Origin of the sequence: Vreelandella zhanjiangensis DSM 21076, from assembly GCF_000377665.1 — a bacterium.
In the GTDB taxonomy this organism is placed as follows: domain Bacteria; phylum Pseudomonadota; class Gammaproteobacteria; order Pseudomonadales; family Halomonadaceae; genus Vreelandella; species Vreelandella zhanjiangensis.
On sequence record NZ_KB898647.1, the window covers coordinates 299,253 to 312,649 of the forward strand.

At 53.0% G+C, this 13,397-nt stretch carries 15 protein-coding genes; 12 read left to right on the forward strand and 3 right to left on the reverse strand.

The features are described 5' to 3' along the window. The first annotated feature begins 40 nt into the window (after nt 1-40). A complete protein-coding gene (locus D467_RS0105595) occupies nt 41-1,048 on the forward strand; it encodes a zinc-dependent alcohol dehydrogenase family protein (RefSeq protein ID WP_018916532.1) in 1,008 nt (335 codons plus the stop codon). A gap of 77 nt (nt 1,049-1,125) precedes the next feature. Here the strand turns inward: D467_RS0105595 and D467_RS0105600 are convergent, their stop codons facing one another. Further along, the gene (locus D467_RS0105600) at nt 1,126-1,392 is read right to left on the reverse strand and encodes a hypothetical protein (protein WP_018916533.1); all 267 of its coding nucleotides are present in this window, start codon (nt 1,390-1,392) and stop codon (nt 1,126-1,128) included. 155 nt (nt 1,393-1,547) lie between these two features. On the opposite strand from D467_RS0105600, the gene D467_RS0105605 reads away from it, so the two are divergent. Further along, a complete protein-coding gene (locus D467_RS0105605; protein WP_018916534.1) occupies nt 1,548-2,735 on the forward strand; it encodes a hypothetical protein in 1,188 nt (395 codons plus the stop codon). 8 nt (nt 2,736-2,743) lie between these two features. Next, a complete protein-coding gene (locus D467_RS0105610; RefSeq protein WP_018916535.1) occupies nt 2,744-3,589 on the forward strand; it encodes a mechanosensitive ion channel family protein in 846 nt (281 codons plus the stop codon). Between the two features lie 84 nt (nt 3,590-3,673). Here D467_RS0105610 and D467_RS0105615 read toward each other — a convergent pair whose 3' ends face one another. Further along, entirely contained in the window at nt 3,674-4,405 is a 732-nt protein-coding gene (locus D467_RS0105615) for a YebC/PmpR family DNA-binding transcriptional regulator (protein WP_018916536.1), read from the reverse strand. Nucleotides 4,406-4,608: 203 nt separating this feature from the next. Between D467_RS0105615 and D467_RS0105620 the strand changes: the two genes are divergently transcribed. Together D467_RS0105620 and D467_RS0105625 are read left to right on the forward strand one after the other, a co-directional pair. Continuing rightward, complete coding sequence (locus D467_RS0105620; RefSeq protein WP_018916537.1) at nt 4,609-5,232, forward strand: LysE family translocator; 624 nt, start codon at nt 4,609-4,611, stop codon at nt 5,230-5,232. A 108-nt stretch (nt 5,233-5,340) separates the two neighbouring features. Continuing rightward, on the forward strand, nt 5,341-5,826 hold the full coding sequence (locus D467_RS0105625; RefSeq protein ID WP_018916538.1) for a glutathione peroxidase: 486 nt from the start codon (nt 5,341-5,343) through the stop codon (nt 5,824-5,826). Nucleotides 5,827-5,847: 21 nt separating this feature from the next. Here D467_RS0105625 and D467_RS0105630 read toward each other — a convergent pair whose 3' ends face one another. Next, the gene (locus tag D467_RS0105630) at nt 5,848-6,234 is read right to left on the reverse strand and encodes a DUF7079 family protein (protein WP_018916539.1); all 387 of its coding nucleotides are present in this window, start codon (nt 6,232-6,234) and stop codon (nt 5,848-5,850) included. 160 nt (nt 6,235-6,394) lie between these two features. Here D467_RS0105630 and fabV point away from each other — a divergent pair, with 160 nt between their 5' ends. The 7 genes from fabV to D467_RS0105665 all read left to right on the forward strand — a co-directional run bounded on the left by fabV (nt 6,395) and on the right by D467_RS0105665 (nt 13,267). Continuing rightward, the gene (fabV, locus tag D467_RS0105635) at nt 6,395-7,591 is read left to right on the forward strand and encodes an enoyl-ACP reductase FabV (RefSeq protein WP_018916540.1); all 1,197 of its coding nucleotides are present in this window, start codon (nt 6,395-6,397) and stop codon (nt 7,589-7,591) included. A gap of 219 nt (nt 7,592-7,810) precedes the next feature. Beyond that, the gene (locus D467_RS0105640) at nt 7,811-8,062 is read left to right on the forward strand and encodes a hypothetical protein (protein ID WP_018916541.1); all 252 of its coding nucleotides are present in this window, start codon (nt 7,811-7,813) and stop codon (nt 8,060-8,062) included. A 33-nt stretch (nt 8,063-8,095) separates the two neighbouring features. Then, nucleotides 8,096-9,592 carry an FAD-dependent oxidoreductase gene (locus D467_RS0105645; protein WP_018916542.1) on the forward strand — a complete coding sequence of 499 codons (1,497 nt, stop codon included), beginning with the start codon at nt 8,096-8,098 and terminating at the stop codon, nt 9,590-9,592. A gap of 96 nt (nt 9,593-9,688) precedes the next feature. Next, nucleotides 9,689-10,252, forward strand: a complete 564-nt coding sequence (locus D467_RS19535) for a PRC-barrel domain-containing protein (RefSeq protein ID WP_018916543.1) — start codon at nt 9,689-9,691, stop codon at nt 10,250-10,252. Nucleotides 10,253-10,495: 243 nt separating this feature from the next. Further along, entirely contained in the window at nt 10,496-11,062 is a 567-nt protein-coding gene (locus D467_RS19980; protein WP_018916544.1) for a hypothetical protein, read from the forward strand. 201 nt (nt 11,063-11,263) lie between these two features. Beyond that, nucleotides 11,264-12,088 carry a PRC-barrel domain-containing protein gene (locus D467_RS0105660; protein ID WP_018916545.1) on the forward strand — a complete coding sequence of 275 codons (825 nt, stop codon included), beginning with the start codon at nt 11,264-11,266 and terminating at the stop codon, nt 12,086-12,088. Between the two features lie 204 nt (nt 12,089-12,292). Beyond that, nucleotides 12,293-13,267, forward strand: a complete 975-nt coding sequence (locus D467_RS0105665) for a GlxA family transcriptional regulator (RefSeq protein ID WP_018916546.1) — start codon at nt 12,293-12,295, stop codon at nt 13,265-13,267. Nucleotides 13,268-13,397: the final 130 nt, after the last annotated feature.

A 13,397-nucleotide genomic window follows, 5' to 3' on the forward strand; every position in this document is an offset into this window, starting at 1 on the left:
CGTATTTTCCAAGGAATGATGGAATAAAGGAGATCGCGCCATGCAAGTCGTAACGCTCTCGGCCCCCGGTGGGTTAGATAAGCTTAAGGTACAAGACGTATCGCCCCCAGGTGCCCCTGGGCCAGGGGAGATTCGTGTTCGTGTGCACGCAAGTTCGCTCAATTTCCACGACTATGGCGTAGTGGCCGGCAAGATGCCGACAGCCGACGGACGTATTCCTATGTCTGACGGCGCAGGCGTGGTTGAGGAAGTGGGTGATGGCGTTAGCGAGTTTGCGGTAGGTGACCGCGTTGTCTCGACGTTTTTTCCTTACTGGCTTGAAGGCCCCGCCCGGATCGCCGATTTTACGACGACCCCAGGCGACGGCGTAGATGGCTATGCTTGCGAGCAGGTCGTTCGCCCGGCGCAGTGGTTTACCCGTCAGCCGAAGGGGTATAGCCACGCTGAAGCCGCAACGCTCACCACGGCTGGCTTAACGGCCTGGCGCGCTTTAGTGGTGGATGGTGGTTTAAAAGCGGGCGATACGGTGCTGGTATTGGGCACCGGCGGGGTATCCATGTTCGCGCTGCAGTTTGCGCGCATGATGGGCGCACGCGTCATTGCCACGTCCTCTTCCAATGAGAAGTTGAAGAAGCTAAGACAGCTGGGTGTGGCACACACCATTAACTATAAAGAAGAGCCTGAGTGGGGCAAAAAGGTTAACGCGCTGACCAACGGGCACGGTGTCGACCATATTGTGGAAGTCGGTGGACCCGGCACGTTGCCACAATCCATTGAAGCGATCAAGATTGGTGGGCATATCTCGCTAATAGGCGTATTGACCGGACGCCAGGGTGATATTCCCACTGCTAAGTTAATGGCCAAGCAGGCGCGCTTACAGGGGTTGATTGTAGGCAGTCGCCGTCATCAGGTTGAGATGATCAAAGCGATTGAGGCTACCAGCATGCGCCCGATCATTGATCGTGAGTTTGTGCTAGCCGATATCGCTGAGGCATTCCGCTATCAAGAGGCGGGCAAGCACCTGGGTAAAATCTGTTTAACGTTCTGATGTATGCATGAAATGGCTTACCAGCAATGTCCAAAAGGGCAATGCTGGTAGTCATTAATACTTAACTACGCTGATATTTATTCGGCCAGACGGCTATACACGACACCTTTTATTTCAAGCTCCCAAATATGGTCATAAGGTACGACGATGCTATCTACCTCATCCGAGTCATCATGGCTTTTGCGAAGCTGGGATTCGGGAATGACGGTTGCATCCATTCCTCGGGCCTGTTGAACGCGCGCACTGAACCGATTGCCTTCCTGGTCGATGAGTACGCGTTCTCCCGCCATACACTTCTCAAGCTTGGCGTATAGCTCCTTCTCGCTAACATGAACAATGCTCATGGTCGCCTCCTCCTACACTCGATGTTTGCGGGCAATGGATATCCCTATAAAGATTTCATTTTAGACGATAAGTTCGCATAGCCCCGCAGCGACTATCGCCAGCATGCTAACCTTAATCTTGTTTAGTTTAATTACGATAGCTTTTAGGACGGACTATGGCGCAGCGCTCAACAGAAACCGCTTCATCGCCCTGGGCGGTGGTCGCGCTCGATAAGTTTTGTACGCCCGAGCACACGCAGAAAAGTCAATGGCGGCGCAGCCGCCGGACGATGTTGACTTGGCTAACCGGCAAGCGCGCCGCCGAGCAGCAGGCGAAAGAAGAGCACGAACTGCGTCTGTTGCCAGAAGTGAAATTGGCGCACTTGGTACCCAACATCGATTGGTCGCCGGTTGCGGATAGGTTGGCTCAGGCGTTGCGTGAGCAGGAAGTCGCCAATGAACCAGTGGTGTTTTTTATTACTCCGCCTTACGGCGGCCATGCCGCGGTGATTAGCCACTGGGCCAAACAGCAGAGTGTTCGCTGCTTAATGGCGCCCACCCATCAAGAGCTTACCGAAGGTAGCCTTGACTGGGTAGAGCGCTGCGGCCATCTAGACCGCTGGGCGCTGCCGGCACTTGAAAGGCATATGCTACGCCATACCCAAGGTCTTCAAGGCGTACGCGAGTTTCTGGAGCGTGCCTTAAGTGGCCGTTTGGGGCGCGGAGTGATTGGCTGCGATAGTTGGACTTACGCCTATTTGCAACAAGCGGTGGGCATCGAGGGGGCGCCAGCTTTTACCCTTCAGGGCATGGAGGGTAAGCAGCTGGCCGACTACTTTGCCAGCATTGCCTATAACGGTCAGAACGGCCTTACGGTCTACAGTACGCGCACGGGAAGGCAGGTGTTAACCAGTCAGCCTTCCGCTCAAAAGGTAGCGCAAGAGGCTGAGCGTAAAGCCTCTACCCATAAGGAGCTACAGCGTCTGGCGGCGCACTGTCGGGGCCATTTAGGCGTGGCGTGGCACTATTGGCGTAAACGTTTGCGCGAACCCGCTCAACAAGATGACCCCGATGCATCAGAGCTGTGGCTGCTTGATGCGCTGGCAGATGCCGAACTGCCCGCAGACACCGGCGATGTGGCCCTGCTGGTATTGCACGCGTTACTGCTGCATGGCGGCTTGGAGGATCAGGCGCTTGGCGATGTGCTTCCGTTTTCTCACCATGAAGCATTGAACGCCCGTCTAGCGTTGGCCCGTCAGGGAATACTTTCGCGTGAGGACGGGCGCTGGCAGGTGGCAGCGTTAAGCTACGCCAGCGTCCGGCAGCTATTGGCGTCCCGCAACTATCTTGTCGACCCGCTGTAGGAGCCGTGATGGACGATCAAAAGCAGTACGCCAGGCTGTTTAACGATATGGACAGCCAAACGTTTATTACCTTGGGCATTATTCTGGCAAGCGTTATTCTGCTGATCATTGCCAGCCAGCGGGGATTGAACTGGTTGGCCAATCGGCTGCATGGGCAGGTTCGCTTTCGGATATTCGCGCTGGTGCCGCTAACGCGCTTACTGATACTGCTGACCGCGCTGGCTATCGCGGTGCCTATCGTGATTGAACCATCGCTTCGCAATATGGTTACGCTTCTAGGCGCTATCGGTCTGGCGATCGGTTTTGCCTTGAAAGATTACGTGAGCAGCCTGATTGCGGGAGTAGTGTCAGCCATAGAACTACCGTATCGGCCGGGTGACTGGGTGGATATCGAAGGAACTTACGGGGAAGTAAAGCATGTAGGAATGCGCACCGTCGAAATCCAGACGCCGGACGATGATTTGGTCGCGATGCCGCATTTAAAGCTATGGGACTCCGCCGTTTACAATGCCAATAACGGAGGCACAAGCTTACAGTGCGTGGCGAATTTTTATCTTCACCCGGAGCATGAAGCAGATGGGGTACGTAAAGCGTTGCGGGATGTGGCCCTGACCAGCGCCTACCTTAAATTCGACCAGCCGATTATTGTGGTGGCCGAAGAGAAGCCCTGGGGGACGCACTACCGTATTCGCGCTTATCCCGTAGATCCGCGTCAGCAGTTTCTGTTTATTACTGATCTGACCGTGCGGGGTAAGCAGGTACTCAGCCGAGCGGGCATCAAGCCTGCGCTGTTGCCGCCCGATGCCGCTCTGGATACGCCGAAAGGCGTGCCTGATATACATCGGCGCCGCTAGCTCTTGATAACTATCTGGCTGCAAGCGTAGGGCTTGCAGCCAGGCCACATTGGGGGCAAAAGCTAATGCTGAGATAGAAGATTGCTATTCGCTCGCTTCAGGCAGCTCGGCGCTATGGAAGACGTTTTGGACGTCGTCCAGATCGGTAAGCATGCCCAGGAATTTTTCGAACAGCGCCACGTCATCGCCTTCAAGAGGCGTGGTGTTTTGCGGCAGAAACTGAATCTCATCGATTTCAAAATCGAGCTCGCCGAACGCATTCAGCAGTGCTTGTTTGGCTTTGGCATACTCGGTGTGTGGCGCATAAACCGTAATACGCGCTTCTTCCTGCTCGATATCAGTCACATCGACATCGGCTTCCATCAGCGCTTCAAGCACCGCGTCTTCTTCTTGCCCTACAAATGCAAAAATCGCGCAGTGATCGAACATGTGGCTAACGCTGCCGGGCGTACCGATCTTGCTTTTCGTCTTGGTAAAGCAGCCGCGTACATCGCCAAAGGTGCGGTTAGGGTTATCGGTTAAGCAGTCGACAATTACCATGGCGTTGCCGGGACCAAAGCCTTCGTAGCGTGCTGGCGAGAAGTCTTCACCACCTGCGCCGCTGGCCTTGTCTAACGCTTTATCGATAACGTGCGAGGGAACCTGATCTTTTTTCGCACGTTCCATTAAACCGCGCAGTGCAAGGTTGCCATTCGGGTCTGATCCGCCGGCTTTTGCAACGACGTAAATTTCACGCCCGTATTTGCTGTAAACCTTGGTTTTTGCGTCGGCCGTTTTGGCCATCGATTCTTTACGGTTTTGAAACGCCCTACCCATATTGGAGTCCTTTATTAGCCGTGCCACGCCTGTCTTGACAGCAGGCGTCATTTTCATCGAAAAGGGGCAAATTTTACCCAACAGCGTACCATGCTAACAGCGTTATTTAAGTGAGGTGACGTTATACAATGGGCAACCCGGCCGGTAACGGCACTGATGCATTTGGGCGATGAGTAAATAACAATGAAAGTAAGAGGAAAAAAATGCCGTTTTCACTCTGGTTGTCATTAGCCGCTATCTGCGCCATGGGGGCAATGTCGCCTGGGCCCAGTCTTGCCCTGGTGCTGAAACATACCCTGGGCGGTGGTCGGTTGCCAGGCATTACCGCGGCTGTATTTCATGCAGCCGGGGTCGGGTTTTATGCGCTTTTGACCGTTTGGGGGCTAGGCGCGTTAATCACTCGCTCGCCGGATGTCTTTCAACTGATTACCTGGACGGGGGCGTCCTATTTGGCTTGGCTGGGTATCAAGGCGTTGCGGGCCGGCAGGGCCGGGGTAATGAATCAGCAGGGGGTAGCAACCACTAGCCGACAGGCGGCCAGGGAGGGCGTGCTGGTAGCGCTGGGTAATCCTAAGCTGATTATCTTTTTTGTGGCGCTGCTGAGCCAGTTTGTTACCCCAGGTATGAGTATTATGGCAAAGATGATCGTCGTCTTAACCGCTATGCTTATTGATGGTGGTTGGTACGTGCTAGTGGCGGTCGGTTTGTCGCATTCGCGGGTCCTGCCGTGGTTGCAGCGCCATGCGCACTGGGTCAATCGATTGACCGGTGTCTTGCTGATAGCCCTGGCGCTACGAGTCGTTGCCGGGCCAATCACCTTTGGTTAACCGGACGGTGTTAAGCAGGCTCATCAGCACTGTTGCGGGGCGCTGGTGTCAGCATGATGGTCATGGCAAAGTAGCGTTTATATTGCCTCGAAGGTTTAAGGCTCCATAATGACGATTTACGATCAAGACTGTTATAACCATCAAGGTCAGCCGTTTAATCTGCGCGCGCTGCGTGGCCAGGTGTTGCTGGTGGTCAATGTGGCCAGCCAGTGTGGTTTTACGCCCCAGTTAAAAGAGCTTGAGGCGCTGTATCAGCGCTATCGCGACCGCGGATTCACCGTGTTGGGTTTTCCCTGCAACCAGTTCGGCCGACAGTCGCCGGAAAGCGCTGAAGCGTTTTGCACGTTTGGCGAGCAAACCTTTGGAGTCAGTTTCCCGTTGATGGAGAAGGTCAGCGTCAATGGGAGCAATGCCCACCCGCTGTTTGTGCTGCTTAAAAAACAGGCCCCCGGCGTATTGGGCACCAAGACTATCAAATGGAACTTCACCAAGTTTCTGGTGGGGCGTGACGGCCAGGTAATTGCGCGTTTTGGGCCGCGAGACCACGGCCCCCCGTTGCGCCTGGCACTGGAAGCTGCACTTGATCGCGAATAAGAAGTGGTTAGTCGGAGGCGTTCAAGGCTCTTGGCCTTTGGCAACCTGAACCCGGTTCATAAGCTCAACCCAGCGGTGGCGTACCATCATGGTGGTCAGGCCCGAGAACAGCGCCCAGCTTTTGCGCCGCCAGCCTTTTAAGCGCAGATTATGGCTGACCAGCTGCTGCATCAGTTTACGGTCATCGAATTGACGCCACTCGCTGGCAATCGACAGCTGGTGGCGCGACATCACCGGGGCAAGCTCCAGTCGAAACATCCATTCGAGCTCTGAGAGCGTCATATTATGCTCTTGAATGACCTCCACCATATGGGCGTAGTCGCGTTCGCGCGGTTCGCGGTCTAACCATAAAGGGGCTAGAACAAGCCAAAGGTCGCCGCGCTCATCGACAAGCTGCTGTGCGTTCATGGGGGCCTCGTGGGCATTGAAAAAGAGAGGGACACTATCCTGCCGTGAAAGCCAGGCAAGCTCAAGAGCGGACAGCGCCCGCTTAGCCCGCTAGAATAGCGCTCATAGCGCAAGGCATAGCAATGCCGATAATGAAATCAAGCTGATAACGAGGTCCGATGTGATTATTAAACCCAAGGTACGCGGTTTTATCTGCACGACTACTCATCCTAAAGGCTGCGAGCAAAACGTTCTTGAGCAGATTGAGGCGACAAGAGCCCGTGGTTTGGATAAAAGCGCCGGCCCGAAGAAAGTTCTGGTGATCGGGGCTTCCAGTGGTTACGGCTTAGCCGCTCGGATTACCGCAGCCTTTGGTTATGGTGCCGATACGCTGGGCGTGTTTTTTGAAAAGCCCAGCAGTGAAACCAAAACCGGCACTGCCGGTTGGTACAACAGCGCGGCATTCGACAAGTTTGCCAAGCAGGAAGGTCTTTACAGCAAGTCGATCAACGGCGATGCGTTCTCTCATGAGGCGCGTGAAAAAGCCATTGAGCTGATCAAGCAGGATATGGGCGAAATCGATCTGGTGATCTACTCACTGGCATCGCCCGTGCGCAAACTGCCGGATAGCGGTGAACTCAAGCGCTCAAGCCTGAAACCGATCGGTGAGACCTACCGCGCCACGGCCATTGATACCAATAAAGATCGGATCATCGAAGCGGAAGTAGAGCCTGCAACCCAACAGGAAATCGACGATACCATCACCGTGATGGGAGGCGAAGATTGGGAGCTGTGGATGGACGCGCTGGATCAGGCAGGCGTGCTGGCCAAAGGCGCACGCAGCGTGGCGTTTAGCTATATCGGCACGGAAATTACCTGGCCGATTTACTGGCACGGCGCATTGGGTAAAGCCAAGGAAGACCTGGACCGTGCGGCTACGGCTATCGATGACAAGCTTAAAACCAGCGGCGGCGGTGCAAACGTCGCGGTACTTAAGTCCGTTGTTACCCAGGCCAGCGCGGCCATTCCGGTGATGCCACTGTATATCGCCATGGTGTATCGCATCATGAAAGAGCAGGGCGTGCATGAAGGCACTATCGATCAGTTGAATCGCCTCTTCGGCGAGCGCCTTTACGGTTCAGACATGAGCACCGACGAGAAAGGCCGCCTGCGTTTGGACGACTGGGAGCTGCGTGACGATATCCAGCAGGCTTGCCAGGATCTGTGGCCGGAAGTGACCACTGAAAATCTGTTCGATATCACTGATTACGCTGGTTATAAGCACGAGTTCTTGAAGCTGTTTGGCTTTGAGCGTGACGATGTTGATTACGAAGCCGACGTGAATCCCAACGTTGAGTTCGATGTGGTCAGCTTGTAAGCAGGATGCTTTAAAGCACTATGCTTTGAAGCACCATACTGCTGGTTTTCTCAATTGCCGGGCCTTTGCGCCCGGCAATTTGCGTTAGGCGCCTTAAAGGCCGTTTGCGGAAGGCGTAAAATCAACCGCTGTTAAACTTTTACCGCGGGGTACGCAAGCCATTGAAGGTTCTGCCATGGTTAAGAGCAGGGTGTTACGTGCTTTTGCCAAGGAGGAAATATGACCCGTACAGCACGAGTCGAGCCGATTAGTAGAGAGCAGAAAGACGCGATTATCGTATCTGGATGGCGCGTTGTTGATGTTACCGAACCCGATGCCCCCCAAGAAATATCCCAGCACGAAACCGAGCCGCAAGCGATCGAAGCGGCACGTCGCTTTGAAGCCGAAACCTCACATGAGCCTGGTTCAGCGCCTGACGACACTCAGGATTACGATGCGTCTGACCCAAACGCCGGTAAACGCTTCCCATAACAAGATCATTTCAATTTCTGGCCAGGAGGCGTCATGAAATCGATTTGGCAAGCAGGTGTGGATGATCCCTGCCATTTTCCCGCGTTGGCTGACAGTATTGAAACGGACGTAGTGGTCGTCGGAGCGGGTATTACAGGCCTCACGACGGCACAGCAGTTAATTGAAAGTGGTAAACGCGTGGTGATCTTGGAGGCTCACCGCGTAGGTAGTGGCTGCACAGGTGGTGCGACCGGTAATTTGTACAGTTTAGTATCGGCAGGCTTGGCGCAAACGGCGGTCAAGTGGGATGACGATACCATCCAGACCATCGTTGACGCGCGCGCAAGCGCCATTGATTTAATTGAGGAGACTATTCAGCGCTTTAATATCGACTGTCAGTTCAAGCGGGTTCCGCTTTATCGGCTGCTCACAGAAAATGACCAGAAAAGCGCCGATAAATTGGAAGCCGAGTGCGAAATCATGGTGCAGGCCGGGCTGAATGCTAAATTCTGTTTAGACATGCCGGTGCCGTTTCCAGTCACTCAGGGTATTAGCGTTGGCCATCAGGCGCAGTTTAACGCTTTTTACTACGCTCAAGGACTTGCCAAAGCGCTTAGCCAGCGTGGCGTGAGTATTTATGAGCAAAGCCCGGTACGTGAGATCGATTACCAGCACTGCATCGTTAAAACTGATAACGCTGAGGTTCAAGCCACCGATATCGTTTTAGCAACGCATACCCCTAAGGGGGTGAACATGTTGCAAACCGGTATGATTGCCTCCCGTGAGTATGGCGTCAGTGCCAAGCTTAACGCCGGATCTTTTCCTGATGGCATTTTCTTTATGCTCGACCCCTTCCATTCCATACGCAGCTATCACCTTAATGGGAAAAACTACGTTATGGCGATTGGGGAAAAGCATCAAACAGGAGAGGAGCAGTCGGAGCGCAAACACTACCAGGCGCTGCATAGCTATTTAAACGCACATTTTGATGTGGGCGAGATCGAGTATCAATGGTCTGCCCAGCAGTACAGCTCGGGCGATGGTTTGCCCTATATTGGACGAACCTTTGCCAGTGACCATGTGTATGTAGCAACCGGCTTTGCCGCTGACGGCCTGACCTGGGGCGCGGTCAGTGGAAAGATAATCGCTGATACCATCCACGGGCGGGATAACGCCTGGTACCGCTGCTTTGACTCGCAACGCTTTACGCCGGTTAACTCCGCCGAGCACTGGCTAAAAGAAAATATCTCCGTGGTGAAGCACTTTATTAAAGATCATTTTGGCACGAAAAAGCTCAAGGAGCTTGATGATGTAGCGCCTGGCCAGGCAAGGGTCGTTACTCTGCATGGTGAAAAATTGGCTGTCTATCGCAACGAGGCCGGTAATTTATCGGTGCTTTCGGCCATTTGTCCGCATTTAAAATGCGTGGTGCACTGGAACGATGCTGAAACAACCTGGGATTGCCCCTGCCATGGTAGTCGCTTTGATATTCAGGGCGAAGTGATAGAAGGGCCTTCTCTGCATCCGCTCGAGCACCGTCACTCGGGTTAAAGCGATCATGCCAAGAAAGTAAGCGTTTGCTTGATATTGGTTATTTACAGCCCGGTCGTCTAACTTGTAAGGGTGAGCTTAACCAAGGAGAGCAACATGAAACGGACTACATTAGCTATCGCTATTACTGCACTTTTTGCCGGAATGTCAGGCAGTTTGTACGCGCAGGATGCCCAAACAGAATCAGATGACAAGACAGAGGTCATGGAGGAGCAGGATGGCGCTTTAGAGGAAAAGCAAAAAGCTGATGATGAGCGGCCCGCCGCAATGCAGGGAAGTGGCTATCCTCGGTCTTCTGACGACACTGGCGACGAAGAAGATGATCCGAATAATCTAATGTCTCATCAGATCAGGGATATTGAAGGCAAGTCAGTGGTTAATCAGCAGGACGAAGAGATCGGTGAAATCCTGCGTATTGTTGAACATAAAGCGTCTGGCGATCTATATGCCGTTATCTCTATCGGTGGCATATGGGGCATCGGTGATGATGAAGTTGCTCTGCCGTTGGAAAACATTGAAATGCAGGATGACCAATTGGTTACCAATACCACGTATGGTAGCGATGAAATAAAAGCATCAGCAGAAAAGTATGATAAAGAAAACTATAGCCAGATAGACAACAATATGACGCTAAACCAAGCTCAACAGCATCCTAATTGAGTGGGCTAAATGACGTGGCTAGCTAAAAGATACGCTAGTCGCTTATAACTAACCCAGGTTAATAAAGGCGCCTTGTTTTATTCTTTCGAGAATGAAATAAGGCGTTTTTTATTGGCTCATTTAACTATCAAATAGTTAGCTATTAACTTTCATTCAAGTTTTAAGAATGACCATTTTCAGACTGTGTTATCTCTCATTCGTTAACTAACTTCAAAGAGTAAGACAATCCAAGGAGGACATCATATGAAGCGGACAATACTAGCCATTGCCATTGGTGCGATCTGTACGGGCGTCTCAGCAGGCGTTTTAGCCAATAATGATACGTCTGGTTCCAGCAGCGGTGGTCAAATGACCCAGAATCAGGATGCAGGCCAGCAACAAAGTACTGATACGCTCAATAGCCAAGGGCAAAATAATACAGAGCCTCGTACCGGTACTCAGGGGCCACAACGCGATTTAGGCGACGGTGATCTGGATATGCAGGATAGAGAAAATCCTGATAGCCAGGAAGAGCAAGGCGAGCCCAGAAGTTCCCAGGATCGGCTGGGTGCAGGTAGCACTGGAGGAGATAGCACCGGAGGAGATAGTACTGGCGGTGCAGACGCAGGCAGTCCGGGCAGTGGTGATACCGGTGGCACAGGCACGGGTAGTACCGGTGGTGGTGACACTGGCGGCACAGGCACGGGTAGTACCGGTGGTGGTGACACTGGCGGCACAGGCACGGGTGGTGCCGGTAGCGGTAACACTGGCGGCACAGGCACAGGTAGTACCGGCGGTGGTACCGGATCAGGCGGCAGTGCCTCGCAATGATATAAATTGTAATACTAACGCTCTACTTCGCCTAATTAGGCGGGGTAGGGCGTTTACTCCTTAATGGCGGGGTTAAATATATAAACGGATAATCGTTAATTAATAATTATTAACTTTTATCATAATTTCACTTTAGCTTTGCTCTATAACGCTCACGTCTACTAGCCTTTTTAAGTGTAAGCCAAACCAAGGAGAGATATTATGAAACGGACAACATTAGCAATTGCAATTGGTGCTATTTGCACAGGGCTTTCAGGTGGCGTTCTGGCTCAGGATAATAACCAGAATGACACGGATGCTTCTGAGCGCATGACCCAGCAGCAAGATGCGACGGCGCAAACTCAGCAGCAAGGCTCAAACAGCACAAACGCACAAGGTCAGGCTAACGACGATGAAACTATGGACGTTCAAGTCGACCAAGAGCCTGCAGAAGTGAAGGTGCAGCAAGAATCACCTGATATTAAAGTGGAGCAGTCTCAGCCTGAGGTGACGATTGAGCAGCCCGAGCCTGAAGTCACCATTGAACAGCCCGAGCCGAACGTAACGGTTGAAGAGGCTGAGCCCAATGTTACCGTTGAGCAAGGCGGCGAGCCTGACGTTAATGTCGAGCAAGCTGACGATGCTCAGGTCGACGTTAATAACGACGACGAGCAGGACCGCCAGCGCGCCGATCAGGATAATCAGGGTCAAAACGATTCGCTAATGACACAGCAGGTTAGCGACCTGGAAGGCATGACCGTGGTTAACCAGGAAGGCGAAGAAATTGGCGATATTCAGCACATCGCTCAGCATAATGATTCAGGTGATCTGTACGCCATCATCTCGATAGGCGGTATCTGGGGCTTTGGCGCAACGGATATTGCCTTGCCTGTTGATGAAATGCAGTTCGAAAATGATCAGCTGGTGATGAATACCAATTATGGTAGCGACGAGATCGAACAATCCTCAGAAGATTACAACGAGGACAGTTATACGCAGGTCGATAGCGATATGACTTTATCTGAAGCGCAGCAACAGCAGCAGTAATAGCGTTTTAAACTGCTGAGCATTGTTGAATGCTGCCAGAGGGCAAGGCGTTTTCGCCTTGCCCTTTTATGTATGCACGTGTTTGCTGAATGTCTTGGTAGGCAATAGGTAGCGCGACGTCTTTTTCCATATAGAGCCAACAGGCGCTGCCCAAAACCGTGCAATTGGGTAAGATGGAGCCTCATTTCCTGACGGCGATTTGGCATGCAGTCCAACCCCTTAACCTCATCATTAACATTTGCGCGCCAGCGCATCGGGGTATTGCTGCTGCCTGGGTTTTCAATGCTTTCGCACGCCAGCGCCGTCGAGCCGCTGCTGATGGCCAATCAGTTGAGTGGGCAGGTTCTTTATCAGGTTTTTACGCTAAGCAATGATGAACAGCCTGTACGAAGCAGCGCCCAACTCACCTGCAATGCTGATTACAACCTGAAGCATGCGCCGCCTGACCTGGATATGGTTCTGGTCTGTGCTCCCTCTCCGCTACCTTATGCACTCCCGGCAAGTTTGGTGGAATGGCTGCGCCAGCAGCATGGGCGCACGCTATTAGGAGGCTTGGCCGGTGGGGCCGAGGTATTGGCGCGTGCGGGGTTGTTAGAAGGCTACCGTGCGACCTTGCCCTGGCAGCGTTTTGCGGCCTTTTCCCAGGCTTACCCTCAAGTAACGCTCTCACAGCAGCTGTTTGAAATCGACCGCAACCGGCTTACCTGTGCCAGTGGCACGGCCGCGCTGGATATGATGTTGACCGTTGTTCGCCAACAGCAAAGTGACCACTTGGTTGAACAGGTATCCGAGCATTTTATGTGCGAGCGCATCCGCATGGCCGACGAGCGCCAGCATGTGCCGCTGCGTCATCGCCTGGGCCATGCCCCGCAAAGTTTGGTTGATGCGGTTACCCTGATGGAAGCCAATATTGAAGAGCCGCTTTCTACTCTGGAGCTTTCGGAACATTTAGGGATTTCCCGCCGCCAGCTTGAGCGGCTATTCAAAAAGCACCTTCAGGCAGTGCCTAGCCGCTACTACCTTAACTTGCGCTTGCAGGAAGCGCGTAAGCAACTGCGCGAAAGTGACCGCCCCGCAGGCGATATCGCCTTTGCGACGGGCTTTTCCTCGGGCGCTCACTTTTCTACCGCCTACCGCAACCATTTTGGTTTAACCCCAAGAGAGGAGCGTTTGGGGTAAGCGCACTAAGTGATGTTAAGCCGTATTACCGCTGAAAAAACTTGAAATAAATGCGGCTTTTCATAATTTACCGTCCCATTACTGAAAGCGGGCGGCCTCGTTAGCCCCGTATACTGATTCGACTGATTAT

Coding starts and splice junctions, on each gene's coding strand:
- D467_RS0105595 (WP_018916532.1), top strand. CDS start 41: ATGCAAGTCGTAACGCTCTCGGCCCCCGGTGGGTTAGATAAGCTTAAG.
- D467_RS0105600 (WP_018916533.1), bottom strand. CDS start 1,392: ATGAGCATTGTTCATGTTAGCGAGAAGGAGCTATACGCCAAGCTTGAG.
- D467_RS0105605 (WP_018916534.1), top strand. CDS start 1,548: ATGGCGCAGCGCTCAACAGAAACCGCTTCATCGCCCTGGGCGGTGGTC.
- D467_RS0105610 (WP_018916535.1), top strand. CDS start 2,744: ATGGACGATCAAAAGCAGTACGCCAGGCTGTTTAACGATATGGACAGC.
- D467_RS0105615 (WP_018916536.1), bottom strand. CDS start 4,405: ATGGGTAGGGCGTTTCAAAACCGTAAAGAATCGATGGCCAAAACGGCC.
- D467_RS0105620 (WP_018916537.1), top strand. CDS start 4,609: ATGCCGTTTTCACTCTGGTTGTCATTAGCCGCTATCTGCGCCATGGGG.
- D467_RS0105625 (WP_018916538.1), top strand. CDS start 5,341: ATGACGATTTACGATCAAGACTGTTATAACCATCAAGGTCAGCCGTTT.
- D467_RS0105630 (WP_018916539.1), bottom strand. CDS start 6,234: ATGAACGCACAGCAGCTTGTCGATGAGCGCGGCGACCTTTGGCTTGTT.
- D467_RS0105640 (WP_018916541.1), top strand. CDS start 7,811: ATGACCCGTACAGCACGAGTCGAGCCGATTAGTAGAGAGCAGAAAGAC.
- D467_RS0105645 (WP_018916542.1), top strand. CDS start 8,096: ATGAAATCGATTTGGCAAGCAGGTGTGGATGATCCCTGCCATTTTCCC.
- D467_RS19535 (WP_018916543.1), top strand. CDS start 9,689: ATGAAACGGACTACATTAGCTATCGCTATTACTGCACTTTTTGCCGGA.
- D467_RS19980 (WP_018916544.1), top strand. CDS start 10,496: ATGAAGCGGACAATACTAGCCATTGCCATTGGTGCGATCTGTACGGGC.
- D467_RS0105660 (WP_018916545.1), top strand. CDS start 11,264: ATGAAACGGACAACATTAGCAATTGCAATTGGTGCTATTTGCACAGGG.
- D467_RS0105665 (WP_018916546.1), top strand. CDS start 12,293: ATGCAGTCCAACCCCTTAACCTCATCATTAACATTTGCGCGCCAGCGC.